This window comes from Streptomyces sp. NPDC037242, from assembly GCF_055604165.1.
The window spans coordinates 37,300-60,658 of sequence record NZ_JBVJUY010000039.1 but is presented as its reverse complement, the minus strand read 5'-3'; the positions used below and the strand labels follow the sequence as shown (position 1 = coordinate 60,658).

Below are 23,359 nucleotides of genomic sequence, written 5' to 3'. Positions count from 1 at the left end.
GCGACGGCGGCGGCCAGGTAGGCCGGCACTGTCCCCGGCCAGGGCGAGCCGGTCTGGGCGGGCTTCGTAGTCGCCGATGTGGCGGGCCGCGGCGAGGCAGTCGTCACGCCGGCCGGCGGGGGTCAGGGGCGCAGGATGAGGCGGATGGGGTCGCCTTCCTTGGTGCGCAGGCGCTCCACCGCCTTGGCCGCGTCGGCGAGCAGGAGTACGTCGGTGATGGAGCGGGAGAAGTCCAGCCTGCCGCCTTCGGCCAGGGCTAGCAGCTGCGCCACGGCGTCCGGCGCGGATCCGTAGTGCCCGAGGATCCGGTGCTGGAGGTAGCTGAAGAGGGTGCCGTCAGTGACGGTCAGCGGCTGGTCGGTCAGGCCGACCAGGACGAGGCGTCCGTTCGGCCCGAGCACGCTCAGGGCTTGCTCCCGTACCGCGGCGACTCCGGCGAAGTCGAATGCGGCGTCCAGTGCGCGGCCGCCCGCGGCGGCCAGGACGCGTTCGCGCAGGCTGGGGTCTGCCGGGTCCAGCGCAAGGTCGGCGCCGAGGTCGAGTGCGCGCCGGCGGGCGGGCGGGGCGGGGTCCACCGCGACGATCGGGCAGGCGCCGAGGGCGCGCAGCAGTTGGACGGCATGGGCTCCGAGACCGCCGATGCCCCACACTCCGACGGCCTGGGCCGGTCGTATGTCCGCGGTCGTAGTGATCGCTCCCCAAGGGGTGGAGACGGCATCCGGGATGATCGCGCCCTCCTCGAAGGGGATCGCCTCGGGCAGGGCGACGAGGGTTTCGACGGAGGCGAGCGCATACGCGGCCCAGCCTCCGTCGTAATCGACGCCTCGTGTCAGGACCCGGCCGTCGCGCACCTCGCCCGCCTGCAGGACGACCCGCCGCCCCGGCGTCCAGCCGGTGACCTCCGGTCCGCACTCGGCAATGGTGCCGGCGACCTCGTGTCCGAGGGTGACGGTGTCGCCGGGTAGGTGGGCGGGGGTGAGTATGCCGTCGATGAGGTGTACGTCGGACAGGCAGACGCCCGCAGCCTCTACCTTGACCAACACCTGGCCGGGGCCGGGGGCGGGGACGGGGATCTCTTCGACCGTCAGGGTGCGCGAGGGGATGTGCAGGCGCGCGGCACGCATGAGTTCCATTGCGGGTGGTCCATTCCGGTGTGGGGCATGGCGGGCCGGGACGGGCGGCGTGGCGATGCCTGGGGAGCTTGCGAGGCGGGGCCCGGCGGTCTGCTTCAGGGACCGACCGACCTAACGCAAGTCGACTTGCTTTCCAACGTAACGGCACCCGCTTCGTATCGCAAGAGAACTTGCGATAGTGTTGATCGGGTGACGAGCGACGACGTGGTGCCGGGTGGACAGGAAGCGCCGCCGCTGAGGCGGCGTGGGGAACGGATGCGGCAGGCCGTCCTGGCCGCCACGGTCGACCTGCTCACCTCTCACGGGCTGGCCGCCACCACCGTCGCCTCCGTCGCACGTACGGCCGGAGTCCACGAGACCTCCGTGTACCGGCGCTGGAAGACCCGCGAGAACCTGATCTTCGACGCACTCGCCACACACACCGAGCAGGCCCTGCCCGCACCCGACACCGGTACGGTCCGCGAAGACCTGCGCGACCTGTTCACGGCACTGACCCGGTTCTTCGCCACACCCGCCGGCACCGCGCTCCTGCTCCTGGGAACGGTCCGTGAGGAAGGCGCCCTGGAGGAAGGACGGCGCGCGTACTGGCAGGCCCGCCTCGAACGCGCCGAAATCCTCGTGCAACGCGGCATCGACCGCGGCGAACTGACCGTCGGCACCGACCCGCACCTCGTCGTGGAAGCCATCACCGGCCCCCTCCTCGCCAGAGTCCTCCTCACCGGAGAGCCCCTCGAAGAAACCCTCGTCCCGCGCCTGATCGACCTCGTCCTCGACGGCTCCCGCACCTGAGCAGACTCCACACAGCCCTTGCGTGCACGGTTGACCGACAGGGCCGGCCGGCCTGGGCCGGTGGGCACTCGGCCGACCGGTCGAGCGACCTTCCCCGTGGACATCGGTCGCCCGGCGGCCAGAACCGGATCTACGTCCGGTTCACGCACCGGGGTATACGCGGCCCAGCGGCGCTCCCGGCCGGGCCGTTCGGCCTGCTCGCGACCGGCGGCAGTGGACAGCTCCACGAACCGTTCCCGGAAGGCTGGTCCTCGGGATCGCCCGGCAGGGGCATCTACCGGGCCGGCACCTGGTCGGTGGCCTCTGGGGTCGTCCTCGTCGCCATCAGCCGCGTCGTCGGGGGCGTGGAGTTCGCTCTCGTCGGTGTCCTCGATCGCTTTGCGGGCCTCGATGGAGACCAGATCGGTGCTGATCGAGCCGATCCTGACGACGATGGCCATCCCGGCGATCACTGCGTGCGCGGGCAGCTGACGGTGCAGCAGCAGGACCTCGATCAGCTGTCGGGTGCCCTCCCTGTCCCCGCACTTCTTCTTCGCCGCCGCCCAGAACGCCTCATGGGTCTTGGTGAATCCGCCCTCGGCCCGCGCCTGCGCGCGGTGCGGCTCGGACCGGTGGACGACGCGCCCGCGATCACCGCCACCCAGTTGAGGGGTATCGTCGAGCGGCTCATCGCCGCAGGCCAATGGCAGACCGGGGATCCCCATATCGAGATCGTCGGCGACGCCGGCTACGACGTCACCCGCCTGGCCTGGGTCCTGCGCGACCTGCCCGTCGAGCTGGTCGGCCGGGTCCGCTCCGACCGCGTCATGCGGCTGCCGAAACCACTGGGAATGCACGGCGTCAACGACCGTCCGCCCAAGCACGGCCCGGAATTCCGCTTCACCAAGCCGGAGACCTGGCCCGCACCCGTGATCACCACGATCACGGACACCACCAACGCCGCGCCCTCGGCCAGCTGCTCGGCGGACTGTCCGGTCACCAGGAGCAGCGGCCCACCAAGGCGCTGCCGTCCCGGGCTCCGACGGCGTCGCGAAACCGGGACACCCCTCAAGGCCCGCTGTGACGGCTATGCGCCGGGTAGTGGGCGGCCAGGTTGTCCCGGGCGGGGTTGGTCCGCCCGGCTTGCCTCCGGGAGAACGCTCGTAGGACGTTGGCGGTGACGGTGCGCGTGAAGTGTCCCGCACGTGCGTCCAGGCCGTGGTTGGCCTTGTCGCCGCCGGGGCTGTTGGCGTCGAGGGCCTCGACCCAGCGCATGGTGCCCGTGGCGAAGACCGCGGCGCCTCCCGGAAGTGACAGGTAGACGGTGTCCGCGTACGAGGGCCGGCCCTTGCACACCACTGGCGAGTGCGCGAGGACTTCGAGCGGCCGCGGCGTCGGGTAGGAGAGGTTCACCCGGTCGTACTCGACGCCCACCAGGTGGGGGAAGTGGTCGCCGGCCCGCGCTCCGGTTCCTGACAGGAGCCAGTGGTCGGGGTGGGTGACGGTATAGGGGGCGTCGACCGGGTAACCGTCGTAGATCACGCCGAGCAGGGAGCTTTCCGGGTCGGGGGTAGGTGCGTGCCGGAAGCGGTTCGTCGGTGGGGAGCCCTGCTGGAAGACCGGGTCCTGGGCGTAGTCGTTCTTGTAACAGACGACGGTGCGGTCCGGGCCGGCCGGGGAGGGGGCGTAGCGGATCCTTCGATAGCAGCAGTTCGCGCCGAGTACGGCGAGGTTCATTCCCGCGTCGCGTGCGCGGGTCACGTGGCGCCGTTGCTCGGGGCTCCAGTACTCGTCGTGGCCGGGTGAGATCATGGCGGCCGCTCCGTCCAGGATGTGCGGGTCGCGGGCCACGTCCGGGCCTGTCGTGTACGCCAGGGGTAGTGCCAGGCGTTCGGCGAGTGCGATCAGGGGTGCCTCGAAGACGAGGAACTGGCCGGCGCCCTGCCGGGTGGCGTAGGGGCGGTCGAAGGTGACCTGGAGGGATCGTGAGCTGCTCTTGCCGGTGGGGCCCTTGTAGAGGTCGGCGCCGCCCCATCGGTTGTACGCCTGCCATGTGGCCACTGCGTTGACCAGGACGGTGCGGCCGGCAGCCTGGGCGGATCTGACGGTCAGTGGGACGTAGCGCTGGGCTTTGCCGTCCTGGGTGTCCAGCCGTAGCAGGTAGCAGCCTTCGGGCCACCTTGAGGTGTCCACGCGTACGGTCGGCTCCCAGGCGGTGTACGCCATCCGCGTTGCGGGATCGGTCCTGGCCGGTGGTTGGAGGAGGCCGGGCAGGGGGTCCGACTTCCAGACCAGGCGGGCTCTGGCACCGCCGTACCAGCCCATCCGGTATGCGGAAATGGTGTAGGCCGCCGATGTCGTCGAAATCCGTAGTGCGAACGGTTCGCCGGGGCAGACGCTGACCTGGTCGGCGAACCCCTCGACGGCGTGTGCCGGGCCGGTCCGGGTGATGCGCCAGTCCGGAGAGCCGGGCAGTGCGTTCTCGGCCTCGACGTCGAGGCCGCTCGGCGTCCGGTCGCGGCCGGCAGCGGCCTCGGGGCCGGTGGTGGCGGCTTCGGCGCCTGCGGTCGTCATAGTGGTGGGCCATGACGCGAGCGCGGCGGCCGCGAACCCCAGCACCCGCCGGCGCCCGGGCCCCTGCCGGTCTTCGCCCGCACTGCTCTGCACTCCCTGCTGTTCCATCGCATTACCTCGAATGTCCGAACTCCACGGCGGTCTGTTCCAGCGTGTGTGAGGCCCGGCGTGTACAGTGCGGCCGCCCACGCATGGACCGATAACGTCACAGTCTGAGACATTTCGTCGCGGATCTAGGGATGTGCGTTGCGTCGAATCACCGTTGCCCTCACTCTGCTGGCCACTCTCCTGCCGGGCTCGTACCTGGGCTCGCACGCCTTTTCGGCCGAGCCACCCGCAGGCGGTAGCCGCGGTACGAACATCCTGATGGTCGGCGTCGACAGCCGCTCTGGTATCTCCAAGGCGGAACAACGCCGGCTCCATGTGGGGGGCGAGGGCTGCAACTGCACCGACGTGATGATGCTCGTGCACCTGTCCGCCGACGAGCGGCGGGCGAGTGTCGTCTCCATTCCCCGCGACTCCTACGTCCAGTACGCGGACAACGCCGTTCCCGCCCGCAGCGGAAAGATCAACGCTGCCTACAAGCTCGGCGGGGCTCCCCTCACGGTGGCCACGGTCGAGAAGGTGACCGGCCTGCACATCGACCACTACCTGGAGACCGGCTTCGTCGGGTTCGAACAGACGGTCAACAACCTCGGCGGTGCGACCGTGTGCACCGACACCCCGCTCCAGGACGAGAATTCGGGGCTCTCCATCAAAGCCGGCCGCCACCACACCGACGGGAACCAGACACTGCGCTACGTGCGGGCCCGGCACGTCAACGTGCGCCCCGGCGACCTCGGACGTGTCCGCCGACAGCAGCGCGTGGTGACCGACCTGCTCGAACGCCTCACCGCCAACGGCGCGTTGAGCAGTCCGGTGAGCACGGCAAAGACCGTCCGCACGCTCCTAAAGACCGTGCGCACGGACGAGGGGACAGGACTGGCGGACCTGGTCCGCATCGGCTGGGCACTGGGGCGCCTGAAGGCGGAGCGCACCGAGTTCGCGACCGTCCCCATCCGGCTCTTCGACCACCGCGTGCCCGGGGTCGGCTCCACCCTCGTGTGGGACGAAGCCCGTTCCGCGGCGCTGTGGGACGCGTTGGGTGCGGACCGCCCGATCCTGGGCGACGCCCGCATCCAGCCCGTCCCGGAGACACCGGCCGTGGCGAATCCGGTCGGCATCGCCGTCCGCGTGGACGACGCCGCCGTCGCCGCAGCGTTGCGTGCCAACGGGTTCGCCGTCACCGACACTTCAAAGTCCGCGCCAGCGGCCCGCCCTGCGGGCCCCCCGGTCATCCGGTACGCGCCCGGCAAGGAAGACGGGGCCGCGACCCTTGCGGCCGCACTGCCCGGCTCCCGTCTGCAGCCCGTCCCCGGCCACGGCCCGGCCTTCGACGTCTCCATCGGCGATCGGCCTGTCACCGTCAAAACCGTCACCTACGACCGCAACGTCGCCGACGGCGCACCAGTCACCGCAGCCCACCTGCGCTGCGCACTCCCCCAGCCGCAACCGAAGACGGTCACCGCGCCCGCCGGCCGTTGAGATAGGGAGTGCCGTGCACCTTCACCCCGTCCTGACCGGCCTCGCGCTCGCCTCGTCGCTGTGGCTGCCTTCACCAGGCGGGCCTGCCGACGAGGCGGTGGGAACCTTTGCCTTCACCTACACCCTGCACGGTCACGGCGACTACACCGGCGCCATCGTCGATCCCCCGACCGGAACGTGCATCGACGTGCTCGCCGCCACCACAGAGCCCGAGATCCGGGACGCCGTGGAGAACGCACACAACCACACCGACACCACTGTCATGCTCTACCGCGATCCCAATTGCGCAGGCGCGCACGTCATGGTCAGCGCCCACACTGCGGACTATGCCTTCTACTTCAGATCGGCAAGGTTCGGCTAGGCCGTGTCCGATGGGTCGAGTAACGATCCCGCTGGGAAGTCGTTCAGTGGGACATGGGGCGGGGGGATCTTTCGGATGAGCAGTGGGCTCGGCTGGAGCCGCACTTGCCGGTGAACCGCGGGCGGGGTGGGCGCTGGCGATGCCACCGTCGTGTGATCAACGGGATTCTGTTCCGACAGCGGACCGGTCTCCCCTGGCGGGACCTGCCTCCCTGCTTCGGTAGCTGGAAGAGGGTCCACAACCGTCATCGACGGTGGTCGGCGGACGGCACGTGGGAGAGAATCCTGCGAGCCGTCCAGGCCGACGCCGATGCCGAGGGCCGGATCGACTGGACCATGGTCAGCGAGACACTTCACCTGACCCATCGGACAGGCCCGTACGGTCCGCCGGTCCTTTCCGGGACGGGCCCGCAGGGGGCGCGGCAGTGTGATCGGCCGGCCCTGGAGGGCTGACTGGTGGAGCGTGCCGATGGCGCCCCAGCGCAGTTGTTCGCTCAGCCGGTCGTGCGCGCCCCAGACGATCGGGGAGCGTACGACGCTCGCTCCCGCACCGGGGTGCCCGTAGGCGTCGACGCTGCTGACGAAGACGAACGGCCCGCGCCGCCAGGCGGATGTCCGCGTCCAGGGCGGCATAGTACGCCGTGGGCAGGTCCGCGCTGTGATCGGCGTGCAGGTGGGAGATCCAGATCGCGTCGAGCTCGTCCAGCCGCACGTGCCGCTGCAGCGGGCCGAGCGTCCCGCTCCCCGCTTCCACCCCGATCCGGGTGTCGCCGCTCGAGACCAGACAGCCCGAGCCTGGCCGGCTTTGACGGGCCTGACGTGGCCCGGACACGACTGAGCCCGCACTCCCGCCCCGAGGAGGGGGGCTGGAGTGCGGGGCAGTTCAGGCAGGGGCGCCGCTGGTGCCGGTTGGGCGGTCAGCTGCTCACAGCACGAGCTGGAACTTCATGTTGTCGGTGCCGTTGCAGTCCCAAAGGATGATCGGGGTGTTGTTGCCCCAGGTGGGTCCCGAGCCGGAGATGTTGAGGCAGCGGCCGCTGGCGGGGTTACGGAGCTGGTTGTCCGCAGTCCACTCGAACTTCATGTTGGCGGCGCCGGGCGCGCAGTCGAAGAGGATGATCGGTGTGCTGTTGGGCCAAGTGGGTCCTGAGCCCGAGACGTTGAGGCAGCGGCCGCTGGCGGGGTTGCGCAGCTGGCCGTCCTCGGTCCACCGGAACTGCATGTTGGCGGCGCCGGGTGCACAGTCGAAGAGGATGATCGGGGTGAGGTTGGGCCAAGTGGGTCCTGAGCCCGAGGCGTTCAGGCAGCGGCCGCTGGCGGGGTTGCGCAGCTGCCCCACCGGGTAAGGGATCTCGCTGTCCGACGCGAGGTGGAACTTCATGTTCGGGGTGCTGGGGGTGCAGTCGAACAGGACGATCGGGGTGCTGTTGGCCCAGGTGGGTCCGCCGCCCGAGACGTTGACGCAACGTCCGCTGCCGGCGTGGTGGAACATGCCGTCCTCACCCAGGAAGAAGTGCGACTTCTGGATGCTGGCGGTGCAGTCGAAGAGGACGACCGGGGTGTTGTTGGGCCAGATGGGCCCCTCGCCGGCGACGCTGAGGCACCGGCCGCTGGCGGGGTTGCGGAGCTTGCCATCCACCCACTGGAATCGCATGTTGGCGGCGCCCGGGGTGCAGTCCCACAGGATGATCGGGGTGTCGTTGGCCCAGGTGGGTCCGCCGCCCGAGACGTTGAGGCAGCGCTCGCTCGCGGGGTTGCGGATCTCGTACGAGCGGCTGGTCTGCGTGCCGATCCAGGAGCCGAGGTCGTCTGCGCGGGTGGAGACGGCCCCGGTGCGGGTCTCTGTCACAGGTGTGCCGAGGCAGCCGCCCTGCCAGGAGCGGGAGCTGACGCCGACGATCTGACCTGCGGCGTTGAGGAGCGGGCCGCCGGTGTCGCCCTTGCAGATCGCGTCCGTTCCCTTGCCGGTCACGGCCAGGGTGGTGGCGGTGGCGGAGCCGACGGTGAAGGTGCCGGTGTGGAGCTCTTCCGGCACCCACTCGCTCTTGGTGCGCCCGAATCCGACTGCGGTCAGGTCCGCTCCAGCGGCGGGCGCGGTGGTCGCGAGGGTGGCGGGCTCGATCTGGGCCGGGGCGGCCAGGCGCACGAGGGCGACGTCGCGGTCGGTACGCGGCACGATCTCGGGGATGGATACGGTCCGCCTGTTGGCGAGGGTGGCGGTGGCCTGGAGCGCGGGCTTGCCCGCAGAGACCGGCGTGCCGGGTGCGGTCGCGAAACAGCTGGCGGCGGTCAGCACCCAGGTCTGGTCGACCAGCGTCCCGGTACAAGCCCGGCTGTTCTCCTCGTCGCCTATGTGGAGCTGCACGGCGTACAAGTGCTGGCCGGAGGCTGCCGTGGGGCCGGCCACCGCGAGGGCGGGGGCGGCAGGGAGCAGGCTCACCGAGATCACGGCGGCCGCGGATAGTAGGCCAGCGATCCGCGCCGGGCGCGGACGGGGTATGGACATGCTTCTTTCCTTCGAGGGCAGGGCGCGGGCACACGGACATGCGGGCATGCAGGCAACTCGCGTGTGCTTGCGCGCGGGTCGGCTCATAAGCCGGGGAGTATGGAGTCGGTGGCGCGTGGGCGCGCTCCCGGCTACTTGGTGGTGCGGACCTCCATGAGCATGAACTCGCCGCCCTGCTCGTCGGCGCTGCCGCCGACGGGGTCCAGGAGCTCTTGTTCACGTCCCACGTCTTCTCCTCCGCGCCGACCTTCATGTCGACCTGGGCGGAGTAGTCGTTTCCCCTGACTGCGCAGACCGAGGGGTCTCCAGGGTCAGGTAGCCGGTGGTTCCGGTGACTCGGAAGCAGATCTTCTCCTTCTCGCGGGACCAGACCTCCAGCAGGTCGGTCGCGCTCGCGCAGTCGGCGAGGAGGATGTGGCCGTCACCGCGCTTGAGTCCTTCATCGCGATGGCGTCCGCGGCGGTTCCGGCCGCGGTCGCGCCGTTGGCGCCCGTGATCGCCAGCCAAGCCAGCGCTCCGGCGACGGTGGCCGCGGCCACCGTCGGACGGCGTCCTTGCGTGCCTTCATCCCTACCCCAAGTCTTCAGTTCCGGTTACTGCCCCGGACAGTTCCATATGGATGCGAAGGCTCATATCCGACCAACAAGAGATGCGCCAAGGACGGGTTCTCTCCTTTGACGCCCCCAACTTCCGACGGGATCTTAACCGCACACCCACGGCGGAAATCAAGTCAGAAAAAAGGAAGGCGATAGTCCGTCTGCCCACCTTCATACATTGACCTCCACGCGCGAACAGCCCGTTCACCAGGCGCCGCACGGCTCCCGTGCACAGCAAACGAATCGGCGGACAGCCAGGTCGAGTGATCTCAGTCACGCGAAGCTCAGGCCTCTGACCAGGGAATATACGCCACTCAGGCATCTTGTATCCGTTTTGGGTGGCGGACTGCCGACTCCGCAGGACCCTCCGGACCGGGGATCCATCAACGGACGTTGATTCTCTATCATCTAGCGACTAGTCAGAGTGGCCTGTTCCGCGTAGGGTCATGCCGCACGCCTCTCGGACCTCGCAATGCGATGCATGGTCCGGCGATTGAAACGCGACTCACACCTTGCCGCCCTGGACCCACCACATTCTTTTCCCGTGCGCCATGCACCGATAGCGAAGGACCGTTTGGGACACCATTTATTGGAGTATTGATCAGAAACTCAAAGGGTTCTCGTCCAGGATGTAGCGGACGTGCGGGACGCCGAAGTGGCCGCCGGGCGAAGTGCCCGACGAGCCGGGCGAGCAAGCGGCACATGACCTTCACGTCGAACGACTCGGTGAAGACCATCAAGTGCATCCGCCCGCGGGTGCAGATCGCGGACACCGCGTACACGGAGAACCGGTTCCCGGTCCGGCGGACGATGGGAGTCGTCCCCGTGGCGCCCCAGGTTCGGCCGGTGACCTGGTCCGAGCGGGCCCCGACCCGGTCAGCGCAGAGGACTTCGCCGTTCTCCGCCCTCGCCTTGGCCCGGATCGCCGGCCAGGCCTCCTCGCGCCAGAGGCGGACCGCCGCGTCCTGCTCGACCGCCTGCTTGTCCGGACGCTGGAAGGTCAGCCCCCAGCGCTTGAGGTACTTGCCCACCCCGGGCTCGGTGAGGCGGACCCCGTACAGCTTGAAGATCAGCCCACCTACTTGCCCCCGTGTCCACAGCTGACCGGAAAGCCCCAGGTTGGACGGGACGTGATCGAGGACAGCCTGCCGGACGGCGGCCTGCTCGGCCTCCAACAGAACCTGGTGCTCACCCACGCGACGGCCTCGCGGGCGGGACCCTGCACTGGTCGCACTGGCGCCGCAGACGACAGCACGAAGCCCGCATCAGTCACCACACCACGACGCGGCCACACAGCACCAGAAGGCAGTGCCCTCGGCCGGGAGTATCCAGCGTGACGGGTCCGCCCGGTCGTACCGGACCTCGACGCGGGCACCGACGGGAAGGGTCCTGTCCTTGGGCCGGGCGATGCTCGTCCTGGCCTCCATCGCGCGGCCGTCGCCCGTGCTCCACGTGATCACCGGGTAGTACACGGTGGTTCCGACGCTCCGGCCGGTGCTGCCGGTGTCCGAGGCCGGCGCGATCCGGGTCTCCTCAAGACGGGTCACCACGCCCCGCGCGGTACTGCCCTCCCTCAGCAGGAACCGGACGCGTCGGATCTTGAGGCAGGCGACGACGCCGATGACCGACCCCGAGGCTGTGAAGACCGATGCGAAGAGCAGGAGTATCTGGGAAGCGGACACGGGGTCGTGGAATCTGTCGATCGGACGGGAGTCCCGATCGGGTGATCGCGGGCCTTGGCCGGCACGAGAGGAGGGCCTGGCCGGATGCAGGGAAAATCCAGGGGGGCGGACGGCCGCGCGCTGCTACGGTCGGGCGCTATGAGCTGGCTTCCCGACGACTTCGTCCACCCCGTCCTGGTACCGCTGCCGGGCGGTGGTCATCACCTGCGGCCGATCCGGGAGGCGGACACCGCGCTCGACTATCCGGCTGTGATGGGTTCGCGCGAGCGGCTGTGGACCATCTTCGGCCCGGCCTGGGGCTGGCCCGCGGCCACCATGACCTACGAGGCCGACCAGGCCGACCTGTTGCGGCACGAGAAGGAGATCGCCGCACACCTGTCCTTCAACTACGCGCTGTTCGACGCGGCGGAGACGGCTCTGCTCGGCTGTGTCTACATCGATCCACCGGAGAGGGCCGGCGCGGACGGCGAGATTTCCTGGTGGGTGGTGGACGAGCTGGTGGGCAGCAAGGTCGAGCAGGCCTTCGACGCGCTGGTGCCGCAGTGGATCGCCGCCGACTGGCCGTTCGAGCAGCCGCGCTTCCTCGGCCGCGAGATCTCCTGGTCGGACTGGCTCGCCCTGCCGGAGCATCCCGACAGGTAACTGGTTGCTGCCTGTACCGATCTCGAAGGCTGTCGGTCGAACGGGAGTCTCGATCGGGTGGCTGCGGCGGCTTCCTCCTTCTGGTATGGGACCGAGCGAGTCGTCTACGGAATCGCCCAAGGACTCTGCACCCTGGACGACGGGGTGGCCTGGTTCACCAGCCTGTCACCACCTCGCCGACGAGAGGTGTCCACGAGGCCGGCCTGTACGCGATGCAGGTACACATCAGAGCCGCGGAGGGCCGGGCAGGCGTAGCACGGTCCGGGGTGAAACCCACCGCCAACCCTGCAGTCATGATCTGCATCGATCCACCCCGCCACGGGTTCTCAGGCCTCCCCGCTGACGAACACATCAAAGGCTTCCGCGTACTCGTCTCCGTGTTCGCGGAAGTACAACGTGTCGTGGCGGACTATCAGGAAGGCCGTGGACTCGGCCTGCCCGGAGCCACGGGAGAAGCTCCCGTCGCCGCGATCAACCTCGCCCGCATCGACGCCCACCTCACCCAGACACCCCGCACCCGCACCCGCACCCGCTACTTCGCAGCACTTCGCCCCGCCTCGCTGGAACACCAGCTCGGCGGGGCAAGATGACCAGGATCCCACTTAGCCAACAGTGTCTGCGGGTGTGCGCGAGGGGCCGTCCCGGTCGGGGGTGATCGTCACGTGCGCCAGTCGACGGGGGTCATGGCCCCGTCGAAGTCCTGGACGATCCTGGAGATCGGCTGGACCGTCGACATCTGCTCCCCGTTGACGATTGCCGAGCCGATCAGGGTACCGGCGGCCTTGGTTCCGTACAGGACGGCTCCCCCGCTGTCGCCGCCCTGCGTGGCGACGTTCCTGACGACGACGACGCCGGACGTGATCGTGCCGTCCCGGTTGCTGAAGCTCCACCCCGACGCGTAGTACGTGCCGCATTGCCAGCCGCCGGCCGCGCCGGAAATGCAGGTGTACAAACTGCCCACCATGTCCGTCGCCGGGTTCGCGACGTAGCCGCTGTAGATGTTGAACCACGACGCCTCGGACTTGGCCTGCCCTCCCGACGGGCTCCAGTCCCGAGGGTGGTCCACCTTGATCAGTGCGTAGTCCGAGGTGGGGTACTGCTTGACGGCCACCCTGCCGATGAGGCCGTTGCCGTTCCTGTCCGTGGTGCCGTCGTTCCGCCGGATCTCGTTGCCCATGTCGACGCAGTGGGCGGCCGTCGCCAGGTAGGTGTCGCCACCCTTCTGGAGCATGATCCCGGCCGAGCAGAGGCCCCTGCCCGGAATCGACAGACCGTCACCGCCGACGAGTCCGGTCTGGTGGTTGGCGGTCCCCTGATGCGTGGAGACCGCGACCTTTCCGCGCTCCTCCGCGGTCACACCGGCCTCGCGCAGCAGCGCCTCGCCGTCCGCGGAGGCCGGAAGCTCCAACCTGACGCGGTTCGCCTGGGTGTCCACCCCCCAGGAGCTGTCCTTCGGGATCAGTCCCTTGGCGCCCGCGGCATCCAGCCGCGCCTGGACCTCCTTCAGGACGGCGGTGGTGTACGCGGTGCGCTGCGGGACGACCCCGGCGGCCTTCGCTGCGCGCTCCCCCTCGTCGTCGACAACGTTCGCGTGGACCTCGCCGCGCATCACGTCGGCCCAGACGCCCGCGGCCTTCGCGCCCTGACTGCCCTCGAACGCCTTGGCCGTGGCCGCCAGCCCGTCCTGCGCGGCGAGCCGCTGCGCCACCTCGCCCTCCGGGAGGCCGACTTGGGCCGCCACCGCACGCGCGGCGGCCTGCGGGGTGAAGGGGGCCGGCAAGGCGAGGCTGCCGACGGCTGAACTCGGCGCCACACCGGGCGCCATGGCGAGCCCGGCGAGCAGGACCGCGGCCGCGCCCTTGGCGAGCGCCTTCCTGGGGACCTTCATGGTCATCTCCTTGGCTGGATGTCACGTGCGGGGGTGCGGGCCCCTGCTCAGGCGAGCAGGTTCATGTGCGAGGACAGCAGGCGGTACTGGCCGGACGCGTAGTCGTAGGAGACGTAGCCCGTCCAGTACGTGCCGATGAGCGAGTCGCTGAGGGCCCGGGTGAAGGTGTACGAGGTGCCGGACGAGGCCCACTGCCAGGCGCCCGAGACGTACCTGTTCACCCCGCACTCCTGCGGGTCGCAGGAGTACAGCCCGACCCAGTCGTACTTGCCGACCGGGTTGCCGCCGTAGTCCCAGCCGATCGTCACGACCTGGGTCTCCTTGACGTGGATGGCGGCGGCCCAGGTGCCCGGCGTGGACGAGGCGGCGGCCGCTGCGGCCGCCGCAGGGACCGCCGGCCCGGCCGCCGAGGCGGCCTGGACCGGCAGCACGCACAGCAGCGCGAGGGCCGTGGCCGCCGCCCTGGTGAGCACGGTCATGACTCAGTCGATCTTGTCGTGGGAGGAGGTGACGATCCGGTACTGGCCCGAGGAGTAGTCGTAGGAGACGTAGGCCGTCCAGTAGTCCCCGCTGACCGCCGGGATCCCGGTCACGTACGAGGTGCCGTTCCCGTAGGCCCACTGCCAGTCCACGTAGTTGTTGAGGCCGATGACGCCGGGGTCCTGCTTGTAGAGGCCGACCCAGTCGTACTTACCGACGTTGAAGGGCGGGTTCCAGTTGATCTGGACGTAGCCGCCGTTCTTGGTCGCCCAGCTCGTGGGCGAGTCCCCGGACTGGAGCGGGCTCTGTACCTGCTGGATGCCGGTCGGCACCGCCGCCGACGCGGTGGCCGAGCCCGCGAGGGGCAGCGCGACAGCCAGCGCCAGGGCCGCGACGGCCGCGGCGCGGGTGCGGAAGGGAATTGCGGACATGGGAGTCCTCCTGGATCGTCTGCCGGCGCCCCGAACCGGTGGGCGCCGGTGTCCTGACCGGACTCCGAGAACGGTCGTGGACGTTGGCAGACAAGCAGTCAACACGCATGTCAGCGCGGCGATTAGTGCCCCAACGACGTCGAAGTAGACGCCCGATGGACACCGATCCGGAAGACAGGCCCTACGGCTCCAGCCGGTGCCGCCACCTGCCCGGGAACCTGGAGAGGGCAGATCCGGGGATCATCCCGGACCGGCTCGGGAATCCCGGCCGGTAGCCACGCGGGGATGGCCGCTCGCCGCCCGGACTCGGCCTGGGGCATCCCCACCGGCCTCGCCCCGGGCAGGGCGACCCCGTCGATCTCCACGGCGAGCTGAGGGCGACGGACTCCACGGATTCCAAGTCAAGTTCGGCGTGTTGAGGTGAGACCGAGAAGCTGAGCCAGCGCAGATGGACGGCAGGAGCTCCCGAGGGCGGAATGGGCGTGGGCGCGGATCCGGCACGCGGCGGTGCTCCCGGGCGGACAGTCCCGTCTATCTCTCCATCCGGGAGAGGTCCGGTGCACGGGCGCCGGCCGCTTCCGGTATTGCGTCAGTGATGAGCCGCAGCTGCGTGGCGGAGAGCGTGATCTCGAGCGCTGCGACGTTCTCGTCGAGGTGGCTGCGGCGGCGCATGCCGGGCAGCGGGATTACGGTGTCCGGCTGGGCCGAGATCCATGCGAGAGCCAGCTGGGCGGGGGTGCAGCCGAGGTCGGTGGCGAGGTGCCGTAGGCGCTTGACCAGGCGAAGGTTGGCCGTCAGGTTCTCCTCGTGGAAACGGGGCTGGTCCCGGCGGATATCGTCGGCGGCCAGGCCGTCCAGGGAGGTCAGTGCACCGGTGAGCAGGCCGCGGCCGAGCGGTGCGTAGGCAACCAGTGCGACGCCGTGGTCCCGGGCCACTGGCTGGATTTCCCGCTCCAAGCCGCGCGTCCACAGTGAGTATTCGCTCTGCAGCGCGGCTACCGGGGCCGTCGCGCACGCCCGCTGGAGGGTGTCGGCGTTCACCTCCGACAGGCCGATGTGGCGTACCTTGCCCTCGCCCACCAGCTCGCTCATGGCGCCAACCGTGTCTTCGATGGGCACGGCGGGGTTGCGGCGGTGGAGGTAGTAGAGGTCCAGGTGGTCCACGCCCAGGCGGCGCAGTGACGCCTCGCAGGCCCGCTTGGCGTACGCGGGCGTGGAGTCGACCTGTCGCGCCCGGGAGTCGGTGGAGCGTACGACGCCGAACTTGGACGCCAGGAAGACCTCGTCGCGGCGCCCGGCAATGGCGCGTCCGATCAGCTCCTCGTTGGTGTGAGGGCCGTACATGTCGGCCGTGTCGAGGAAGGTCACACCCTGGTCGAGGGCGTGATGGATGGTGGCGACCGACTCCCGCTCATCGCAGGGGCCGTAGAAGTCGGACATGCCCATGCAGCCCAGGCCCATCGCCGACACCAGCGGGCCGCCCTGCCCCAGTCGTCTGCGCCACATCCAGGCCTCCTCTTGAGGTCGTCTTCTCCGCGATCGCTCCAGCTCCTACCCTGACCGGGACGCTGACGCGCATCCGGAAGGAAATCTTCGATGCTCCGGGACGCCACGACCGGCTGGATCCAGCAGACCTTTCCCTCACCCGCCGCCTTCCAAATCCCCTACCAGCCCGACCACGCCCTCCTGGCGCGCCGCTTACGTGAGCGGCTCCTGGACGGGCCCGGTTTCGCCGTCGTGACGGGCACGCCCGCCAGCAGCCTGAACACCGTGGAAGCACAGGAGTTCACCGTTTCGATGCTGCGTCCCCTGGGAGAGCCGCTGCCGCAGGGCCGGGGCCCGGACACCACGTTCGGCTGGCTGGTGCGGGACGAGGGTGTCTCGGCCCACACCGACGAGCGCCGCTTCCACGAGAACGCCTACACCTCCAAGTCCCGGGGCTATCTGCACTTGCACAACGACCGGGCCGTTCGGCCCTTCGGACAGGACCCCGACTGCGTCGCCCTGCTCACCCACCGCTCGGCCGCCCGCGGCGGCGCCTCCGTACTGGTGGACGGCTGGAGGGTGCACCACATCCTGGGCAAGGAGTCGCCGGCCGCCCTGGACCTGCTCACCACTCCCCTCTACGTAGACCGCCGTCATGTGACACCTCCTGGCGGCCGTCCCGTGGTGCGGGTCCCGGTGTTCGAGCTAGCAGGCGGCCGCGTCCAGCTGCGGTGCAATCCCAAGCGCATCGAGACCGCCGCCGACCTCATCGCCGCCCCCTTGCCGCCCGACCTGAGTGCCGCCCTCGATGCCCTGCAGCAGGTGCTAGCTCGACCGGAGTTGAGAGTCACGGTCCCCTTGGCGGAGGGTGAGTGCCTCGTCGTCGACGATCGCCGTGTGCTACACGGCCGTACCGCCTTCGAGGACCATCCCGCCCCCGACCAGCGCCGCTGCCTGGTAAGGGTCATGCTCCGCCTACACCTAGGGCGGACCGAGGGCCGGGGGACGAACCTCTCCCCCCGGCCCCGTCGCCCGTAGCGGAGAGCGCTCGGGCCGGGCAGCCGCCACAGGGCCTACCGGCAGTCGCGCACCGGGTCGTCCTGGGTCATCGCGCAGGCGATGCGCTGGCCGCGGACGGTGCCGTAGCGGGTGATGAGGGAGCTTCGGAAGCCCGCCCACTGGGAGCGGGTGTCGGCGATGGCCGCCTGGACGGCGGCGCTGAAGTTGTCGGAGACCAGCCCCCGGGATGTGGTCGGGGAGGAGGCCTCCCCGGTTTCGGGGTCGATGATGCCGTTGTCCTTGTTCAGGACGCCGTGGGTGACGCGATTGCCGCAGCCCCACGGGTTGAGGCTGAAGCAGCCGGTCGTGAGGTCGTTGGGAATGTCGGAGGCCGAAGGTGCCGCGGCGGCCAGTTGGAGGAAGGGTGCCGGTCCGGTACGGGCCAGGCCCGGCGGGTTTTTGATACCGATGGCGTACCTGCTGTCCGCCTTGTCCGCCCAGTTGCTGTGCGAGTAGAAGTCCTCGGTGCCGTGGAGCGCCCGGCCGAAGCCCTCGATGGCGTTGCACTTGCCGCGGCCCGCGACGCCCAGCACGAAGGTGCAGTCGGAGGAGAGGTCGGTCGCGGAGGCGCTGACGCCGCCCGCGGAGTCCACGAGCGCGTCCGCCTTCTCCACGCCCCGGTTGAACTCGCCCTTGAGGTGCCCGATGCACGCCAGCAGCACCGAGGTGGCCTGCGCGCGGGTCCGGGGGTAGCCGGCCGCGTTGAGGTAGTCGGCCCCGTCGCAGTGCGCGGCTTCGGTGAACACCTGGTCCACGTCCGGTGCGCCGATGGCCCCCATCGTTCCCTTCGCCCCCGCCAACTGGCGGATGGAGGCCGGCTGGAAGCAGTCCCCGGCCGCGCCCGGGGAAACGCCGGGCGGGCACGCGAGGGCCGCACGGGTGATGCGTTCGTGCTCGGAGTTCTGCCCGAAGCTGTCGATGGTGCCGAAGTACTGGATCGGCGGTATGTCGGGTCCGGGCTTCTTCACCTTGGAGGCCGTACCGGTGGGCGTGAGCGCCGGCCCGGTGACCGCCCCCGCGGTCGCCCCGCCCTTCGCCCCGCCCTTCGTCGTGTCCGGAAGCGGAGCGGCGTCGGCGGACGTCGCGAGCCCCAGGAGCAGGGCGGTGGCCGCGATCCCGGCCGAGAGCGTCGAGAGCACTGGCCTGCTCCGACGGTGTGTCACTGTCATGGTGATTTCCCCTTGTTGAGACCCGTGCGCCTCCCTCGGGCGTACGAGCCGTCAAAATATAGCTACCACTCGGTAGCCGCCGGGCACCGGTGCCGGGCTGATCGCCGAAGCCTACGAGCGGTCGGGGATGTGGCCGGTGGTGGCGGGAGCGGTCGGCGGTGCGGCCGTGCAATCGGGCGTCAACGCGCTGCTGGCACGGCACGGTGCGCAACACCCCAAGTCCTCGGGGGAAAAGCAGACTTCCGAGGACGAGGCCCCGGGGTCCGGGGTCCGGGAACGCCATCGCCTTGGGGCGCTGCTCGACGGGATCCCGGAGGCGTAAGGCAAGAGGCGATCCCGGCGACGGTCCGCCCGGCCAGGACGGCCTCGGGGCTGTCCTCCCCGGGGCGGAGACCGCACCGGGACGAGGGTCCCGGGTCAGCGGCGGGCGGGACCAGGGTCCTCGTGCCCGGGGGCGATGTGCCGTACGCGGGCCCGTTCGTAGCTTCGGGGCATGAAATCACCCCGAACGGCCATCAGCCCGCCCCTACGCAACGCCCTCGCCCTGGGCCTCGCCCTCTCCGCCTGCCTCACCGGGTCTCCCGCCCTTGCCGCGGCCGGCGAAGGGGGCACCGGGCTCGACCGGTACTACCGTCAGCGGCCCGACTGGGGCAGCTGCGCCAAGGGACCTGACGACACGGCAGGCCGCGACCTCGACCGGGCCGGCGTGCGCTGCGCCGACGTGACCGTTCCGCTGGACTACTCCGCCCCCCGGGGCCGCACGATCACCGTCGCCGTATCCCGGCTCAAGGCCACCGACACCCGCCACCGCATCGGCTCGATCCTGCTGAACAACGGCGGCCCGGGCGGAGGCGCGGTCGCGTCGCCGCCGGACATGCGCAAGGCGATGAAGGGCGTCGGAGAGCGCTACGACATCATCGGCTTCGACCCGCGCTTCGTCGGCCGCAGCACCCCGCTGGACTGCGGCTGGCCCGTCGGCATGAGCTGGCTGTCGTCGGGTGACGGCCGGGCTGGCTTCGACCGGCAGGTCACCCTCCAGAAGAGCTTGGCCGACAAGTGCCGCGCCACCAACGCCTCCGTGCTCCCGCACGTCAGCACCCGCAACACGGCCCGCGACATGGACGTCATCCGCGGCGTGCTCGGCGAGCGGAAGATCTCCTACCTGGGCTACTCGTACGGCAGCTACCTCGGCACGGTCTACACCCAGATGTTCCCCACCCGCTACGACCGGGTGGTCTTCGACGGGGCGATCAGCCCGGCCGACTACCGTGCCCGGCTGCTCCAGGGCACCGAGCGCGAGAACGAGCAGGCGCTCGCCGACTGGGCCGACTGGGCGGCGCGACGCCACGACACCTACGGGCTCGGCCGCACCCGCGCCGAGGTGCTCGCCACCATCGGCCGTGTCGTCACGACGTCGGCCCGCACCCCCTTGACCATCGGCACCGGCACCGACACCTTCCGGATCGACGACAGCCAAGTGCCGCTCCTGCTCTTCTCGGGCATCGCGGACGACACCGACCCGGCGCGGGCGTCCTTCGGGGAACAGCTGTCCGCGCTGGCCAAGGCCGCGGAGGGCGTGCCGAGCAGCCTGTCGCCGGAGTTCGCCGCGGCGCTCCGGTACGCGCTGCGCGGCGAGGGCGAGCCGACGGGCGCGCAGGCCGCGATCATCTGCGGGGACGTGGCCGCCCCGCGCGACCCGGAGCTCTACTGGCGCGACATCGAACGCAACCGCGCGAAGCACCCCCTCTTCGGCCCCCTGACCGACAACATCGGCCCGTGCGCCTTCTGGGACCGCCCGCGCGAGGAACCCACCCGGGTCCGGCGGGACACCCCTGCCCTGATCGTCGCGGCGACCGGCGATCCGCGCACCACGTACCGCAGCAGCGTCGCCCTGCGCGGCCTGCTCCCCAGCTCCAGGCTGCTCACCCTGGAGGGCGCCAACCGGCACGCCCTCTTCGGGCTCTACGGCAACACCTGCGTGGACGACCAGGTCAACGAGTACCTGGCCACCGGCACACTGCCGAAGCAGGACCGGACCTGCGCCAAGCAGGCCGGACCCCAGTGAGCAAGCCGCCGGCGGCCGCCCGGGGGATCGCCGGCAGCTGATGGTTCACGGTCCCGTACGCGGAGCCCCGAGGCTGGACCGGGCCGCAGGCCCCACGCGGGAGCAGCGGCCCGGGTGCGTGGCCGGCCGGCGGTCCGCGGTTGCGGCGGGACGTGCCCGGCCTGCGTTTGAGCGCCAAAGGTCGCGGCCAGCCCTTGAACCCGCCCTGCAGTCGAGACAGGACCAGGACCCAGGTCCCGGTCCGGCAGACGAACAATCCCATGGCCCCATGCGACCTCTCATCCCGCACTCGGACGATCTCCGTGAAAGCCGATGATTCGCTGTCAGGTCACTGGCCGAGATCGATCCGAACGGAAGTCCCCGTGATTCACGCCCGGTCCGGACTCTCCACGAGACATCCATGTGGATTCCTCCTTCCGAGTGCTGCTGGGAATCGGACGGGTGTCGGTGGGCCAGGCGCTGATGAACCGAGTCACCGGAAGCCCGCTCGGCGGATTTCGGTGACTCGGTGGTGCTCGGTCGGCCACGGGATTGGCGGGTCTCGTGCACCTCCCGGAAGGGACCTGCGGCTGCCTCAGCGGGCGGCAACGGGATCGCGAGCATTGACCTTTCTCACAGATGCACACGCAAGTTGATCGAAGGGCAAGAACACATGGCTATTCAGAGGAAGCCCATCAGCCGCCGGTGGCTGATGGCGACGGTGGCGATCGCGGCGGGGGCGGCCCTTACTCCGGTGGCGGTCCATGCGGCCACCGTCAATGAGGTCCCCACGGCCAGTGGGAAGCACAACCCGATACGCGCACTGGAGCAGGCGGCCCACCCGCTGCGGGCGACCGAGCCCGGCGGAAGCACGGCCGACCTGCGAGCCCTGTCCAGGATGATCGGCGACACCAAGGTGGTCGGCCTCGGCGAGGCCACCCACGGCTCCCACGAGTTCTTCACCATGAAGGAACGGGTCTTTCGCCACCTTGTCGAAGAGAAGGGCTTCACCACCTTCGCCCTGGAACTGAGCTGGTCCGCGGGACTCCAGATCGACGACTACCTCCAGACCGGCAAGGGCGATGCCCGCGAGATCGCCGCACAGACGCTGGTCAACTCCCCCTGGGAACGCGAGGAATTCGTGAGTCTCATCGAGTGGATGCGCGACTACAACCGCAACCACCCCGACCGCCCCGTGCACTTCATGGGCGACGACATCGGCGCCCCCTCGTTGAATGACGCGTTCTTCGCACGCGTGACCGGCTACGTGGAGAAGAACCACCCCGAGGCGCTCCCGCGGCTGAACGAGCTCTACGCCGGCCTGCGGCCCATCGACGACGCTTTCGCCTATCTGGCCAAGCCGCTCGCGGAGCGGCAGCAGCTCGCCGCCAAGGCGCAGCAGGGCCTGGAACTGGTCAGTAGCCTCAAGGGCTCCGGCACGGAAGCCTTCGCCTGGGCCGAGCAGAACGCTCGCTCGATCGCCCAGACCGCCAAGTTCCTCACCTTGAACCCCGCCGACCGGGAGTCCCTGAACAGCCTTCAGCGGTTCCGCGACGAGGTGATGGCGCAAAACGTTGCATGGTGGCAGAAGCACACCGGCGACAAGATCCTGGTGTCGGCGCAGAACAACCACGTCGGCTACGTCTCCGACAACCCCGAGCTGTACTCGAAGACACAGGGGTCATTCCTGCGGGACACCATGGGCAAGAACTACCTGCCCATCGGCTTCACCTTCGACCAGGGCTCGTTCCTGTCGAAGGACGCCGCCCTCGGCGGTGACTGGAAGAGGTTCACCGTGGGCGCCGCCGCGCCCGGCAGGAACGAGCACACCCTCGACCAGGTCCGCTACCAGGATTTCTACCTCGACGTCCGCAAGGCCCCCGCCGCCGCGCGCGCCTGGCTGAACGTCGCCCGGCCCACCCTCAACATCGGCACGCAGTTCCCCGAAAAGCCCCGCGACGTCGCGGTCGCCAAGTCCTTCGATGTCCTCATCCACCTCCATGAAATCCGGGAGGCCGACAAGCTGAAGCCGTGACGAACCCGCCGAGCCCCGCTCCGGTGTATGGCCTCGGAAGGTTGTGCTCGGGTGGTGCGGGTCTCGGCTGAGACTTCGTGAACGGGTGAGGGCCTTCCGGTTCGGTGAGGTCTGGGTGTCACCGACGGCAGAAGGCCCTCATGCCGTACTGACCGCCACCGAGGTAAAGGGCACGGACTCGGCTCGTATTCGCCCTCGAGAGGCATCGCATCCACCCCATCGTCGTGATCCGTACCGGCGCCTCGCCCCGACACCTGCCTACGGGGCGTAGTCACAGGTGGCTACCCAAGCCAGACGATGTCGAGGATGGACAGGTGCCGGGTGAGCGTGTTGACCACGTAGACGACGGAGAGCTGCCCGACGGACGCGGCGCGGACGTCTTCGCCCTCCGGGTCGCCGGTGTTCCACTGGGGCCATCCCCATGGGGAGCGCACCGCGATGTCCAGGATGTCGCGGGCCGTCTCCTTCGCATGCTCAGGGAGTTCGGTGAGCACCTTCGCGGCCTGTGGGGACAGACGTACCGTCCACGGTTCAAACGTCACCGGCGCACGCCGAGGACGTCTTCCAGGTCCACGAAACCGGCCTCGTCACGGCCGGAGTCCATGTACGCGTCAACGGCTGGCGCCGCGGCGACCCGGAGCTGCCAGGCCCGCACGACGTCGTGCAGCGGGGTGAGGCTGTAGCTGTGGCGGGAGTCCTCGAGCGCCTTGGCCCAGTCCCGCTCGAAGGCCGGCGCCCAGGTGTGGGCGCGGCGGTCGGCGCGCAACTGGGCAAGGAGTAGGGCGGCGGCGGCCGGAGCCGGCGGGGCGGGGACTTCCTCGGGCTGCGCGCTCACGGCTCCTCCATACAGGTCGTACGGTCACGGTACCCGCCGCCCGGGTGCGGCAAGCGGGAAACGGCGGGGCTCGGTCCACGACGCCGTC

The 23,359-nt window shown here is 69.9% G+C and carries 20 protein-coding genes and 3 pseudogenes; 10 read left to right on the top strand and 13 right to left on the bottom strand.

Translation table 11 applies throughout. From position 1 onward, the window contains the following. Positions 1 to 122 precede the first annotated feature (122 nt). Complete coding sequence (locus ACZ7GJ_RS33435) at positions 123 to 1,133, bottom strand: zinc-binding dehydrogenase (protein ID WP_470757047.1); 1,011 nt, start codon at positions 1,131 to 1,133, stop codon at positions 123 to 125. Between the two features lie 255 nt (positions 1,134 to 1,388). Between ACZ7GJ_RS33435 and ACZ7GJ_RS33430 the strand changes: the two genes are divergently transcribed. Both ACZ7GJ_RS33430 and ACZ7GJ_RS33425 read left to right on the top strand, forming a co-directional pair. Then, the gene (locus ACZ7GJ_RS33430) at positions 1,389 to 1,922 is read left to right on the top strand and encodes a TetR-like C-terminal domain-containing protein (protein ID WP_470757089.1); all 534 of its coding nucleotides are present in this window, start codon (positions 1,389 to 1,391) and stop codon (positions 1,920 to 1,922) included. A gap of 587 nt (positions 1,923 to 2,509) precedes the next feature. Beyond that, positions 2,510 to 2,860, top strand: a pseudogene (locus ACZ7GJ_RS33425) (transposase); the annotation flags it as partial. A 109-nt stretch (positions 2,861 to 2,969) separates the two neighbouring features. Here ACZ7GJ_RS33425 and ACZ7GJ_RS33420 read toward each other — a convergent pair. Beyond that, on the bottom strand, positions 2,970 to 4,583 hold the full coding sequence (locus ACZ7GJ_RS33420; RefSeq protein WP_470757045.1) for a N,N-dimethylformamidase beta subunit family domain-containing protein: 1,614 nt from the start codon (positions 4,581 to 4,583) through the stop codon (positions 2,970 to 2,972). 138 nt (positions 4,584 to 4,721) lie between these two features. Here ACZ7GJ_RS33420 and ACZ7GJ_RS33415 point away from each other — a divergent pair, with 138 nt between their 5' ends. From ACZ7GJ_RS33415 to ACZ7GJ_RS33405, 3 genes are read left to right on the top strand one after another with little or no spacing between them, the layout of a single operon-like run. Further along, a complete protein-coding gene (locus ACZ7GJ_RS33415) occupies positions 4,722 to 6,059 on the top strand; it encodes an LCP family protein (RefSeq protein ID WP_470757043.1) in 1,338 nt (445 codons plus the stop codon). A gap of 13 nt (positions 6,060 to 6,072) precedes the next feature. Further along, positions 6,073 to 6,420 (top strand): hypothetical protein, encoded by a 348-nt coding sequence (locus tag ACZ7GJ_RS33410; protein ID WP_470757041.1) that lies wholly within the window; start codon positions 6,073 to 6,075, stop codon positions 6,418 to 6,420. A gap of 53 nt (positions 6,421 to 6,473) precedes the next feature. Further along, positions 6,474 to 6,872, top strand: coding sequence for an IS5 family transposase (locus ACZ7GJ_RS33405; protein ID WP_470757039.1), 399 nt, complete (start codon positions 6,474 to 6,476; stop codon positions 6,870 to 6,872). A 145-nt stretch (positions 6,873 to 7,017) separates the two neighbouring features. Here ACZ7GJ_RS33405 and ACZ7GJ_RS33400 read toward each other — a convergent pair. From ACZ7GJ_RS33400 to ACZ7GJ_RS33385, 4 genes and pseudogenes are all read right to left on the bottom strand, one after another. Next, a pseudogene (locus ACZ7GJ_RS33400) lies at positions 7,018 to 7,251 on the bottom strand (MBL fold metallo-hydrolase); the annotation flags it as partial. A gap of 93 nt (positions 7,252 to 7,344) precedes the next feature. Continuing rightward, a complete protein-coding gene (locus ACZ7GJ_RS33395; protein WP_470757037.1) occupies positions 7,345 to 8,868 on the bottom strand; it encodes a ricin-type beta-trefoil lectin domain protein in 1,524 nt (507 codons plus the stop codon). 1,072 nt (positions 8,869 to 9,940) lie between these two features. Then, on the bottom strand, positions 9,941 to 10,717 hold the full coding sequence (locus ACZ7GJ_RS33390; protein ID WP_470757035.1) for a winged helix-turn-helix domain-containing protein: 777 nt from the start codon (positions 10,715 to 10,717) through the stop codon (positions 9,941 to 9,943). Between the two features lie 69 nt (positions 10,718 to 10,786). Then, entirely contained in the window at positions 10,787 to 11,203 is a 417-nt protein-coding gene (locus tag ACZ7GJ_RS33385) for a DUF3592 domain-containing protein (RefSeq protein ID WP_470757033.1), read from the bottom strand. 138 nt (positions 11,204 to 11,341) lie between these two features. Here ACZ7GJ_RS33385 and ACZ7GJ_RS33380 point away from each other — a divergent pair, with 138 nt between their 5' ends. Both ACZ7GJ_RS33380 and ACZ7GJ_RS33375 read left to right on the top strand, forming a co-directional pair. Continuing rightward, the gene (locus ACZ7GJ_RS33380) at positions 11,342 to 11,845 is read left to right on the top strand and encodes a GNAT family N-acetyltransferase (protein WP_470757031.1); all 504 of its coding nucleotides are present in this window, start codon (positions 11,342 to 11,344) and stop codon (positions 11,843 to 11,845) included. Between the two features lie 212 nt (positions 11,846 to 12,057). Continuing rightward, positions 12,058 to 12,174: pseudogene (locus ACZ7GJ_RS33375) on the top strand (hypothetical protein); the annotation flags it as partial. Between the two features lie 329 nt (positions 12,175 to 12,503). Here ACZ7GJ_RS33375 and ACZ7GJ_RS33370 read toward each other — a convergent pair. The 4 genes from ACZ7GJ_RS33370 to ACZ7GJ_RS33355 form a co-directional block, all read right to left on the bottom strand. Then, on the bottom strand, positions 12,504 to 13,733 hold the full coding sequence (locus tag ACZ7GJ_RS33370) for a S1 family peptidase (RefSeq protein WP_470757029.1): 1,230 nt from the start codon (positions 13,731 to 13,733) through the stop codon (positions 12,504 to 12,506). Positions 13,734 to 13,780: 47 nt separating this feature from the next. Beyond that, a complete protein-coding gene (locus ACZ7GJ_RS33365; RefSeq protein ID WP_267091717.1) occupies positions 13,781 to 14,212 on the bottom strand; it encodes a hypothetical protein in 432 nt (143 codons plus the stop codon). A 3-nt stretch (positions 14,213 to 14,215) separates the two neighbouring features. Next, entirely contained in the window at positions 14,216 to 14,644 is a 429-nt protein-coding gene (locus tag ACZ7GJ_RS33360; RefSeq protein ID WP_470757027.1) for a hypothetical protein, read from the bottom strand. A gap of 531 nt (positions 14,645 to 15,175) precedes the next feature. After that, positions 15,176 to 16,150, bottom strand: coding sequence for an aldo/keto reductase (locus ACZ7GJ_RS33355; protein WP_470757025.1), 975 nt, complete (start codon positions 16,148 to 16,150; stop codon positions 15,176 to 15,178). 90 nt (positions 16,151 to 16,240) lie between these two features. Here ACZ7GJ_RS33355 and ACZ7GJ_RS33350 point away from each other — a divergent pair, with 90 nt between their 5' ends. Beyond that, positions 16,241 to 17,167 carry a TauD/TfdA family dioxygenase gene (locus tag ACZ7GJ_RS33350; RefSeq protein ID WP_470757023.1) on the top strand — a complete coding sequence of 309 codons (927 nt, stop codon included), beginning with the start codon at positions 16,241 to 16,243 and terminating at the stop codon, positions 17,165 to 17,167. A 35-nt stretch (positions 17,168 to 17,202) separates the two neighbouring features. On the opposite strand, the gene ACZ7GJ_RS33345 is transcribed toward ACZ7GJ_RS33350, so the two are convergent. Continuing rightward, positions 17,203 to 18,357, bottom strand: coding sequence for a CinY protein (locus tag ACZ7GJ_RS33345; protein WP_470757021.1), 1,155 nt, complete (start codon positions 18,355 to 18,357; stop codon positions 17,203 to 17,205). Positions 18,358 to 18,850: 493 nt separating this feature from the next. On the opposite strand from ACZ7GJ_RS33345, the gene ACZ7GJ_RS33340 reads away from it, so the two are divergent. Both ACZ7GJ_RS33340 and ACZ7GJ_RS33335 read left to right on the top strand, forming a co-directional pair. Beyond that, positions 18,851 to 20,422, top strand: coding sequence for an alpha/beta hydrolase (locus tag ACZ7GJ_RS33340; RefSeq protein WP_470757019.1), 1,572 nt, complete (start codon positions 18,851 to 18,853; stop codon positions 20,420 to 20,422). Positions 20,423 to 21,074: 652 nt separating this feature from the next. Next, the gene (locus tag ACZ7GJ_RS33335) at positions 21,075 to 22,436 is read left to right on the top strand and encodes an erythromycin esterase family protein (RefSeq protein WP_470757017.1); all 1,362 of its coding nucleotides are present in this window, start codon (positions 21,075 to 21,077) and stop codon (positions 22,434 to 22,436) included. A 281-nt stretch (positions 22,437 to 22,717) separates the two neighbouring features. On the opposite strand, the gene ACZ7GJ_RS33330 is transcribed toward ACZ7GJ_RS33335, so the two are convergent. Continuing rightward, the gene (locus tag ACZ7GJ_RS33330; protein WP_470757015.1) at positions 22,718 to 22,978 is read right to left on the bottom strand and encodes a hypothetical protein; all 261 of its coding nucleotides are present in this window, start codon (positions 22,976 to 22,978) and stop codon (positions 22,718 to 22,720) included. Next, positions 22,975 to 23,271, bottom strand: coding sequence for a DUF6247 family protein (locus tag ACZ7GJ_RS33325; protein WP_470757013.1), 297 nt, complete (start codon positions 23,269 to 23,271; stop codon positions 22,975 to 22,977). The genes ACZ7GJ_RS33330 and ACZ7GJ_RS33325 overlap by 4 nt, the downstream gene beginning before the upstream one ends. Positions 23,272 to 23,359: the final 88 nt, after the last annotated feature.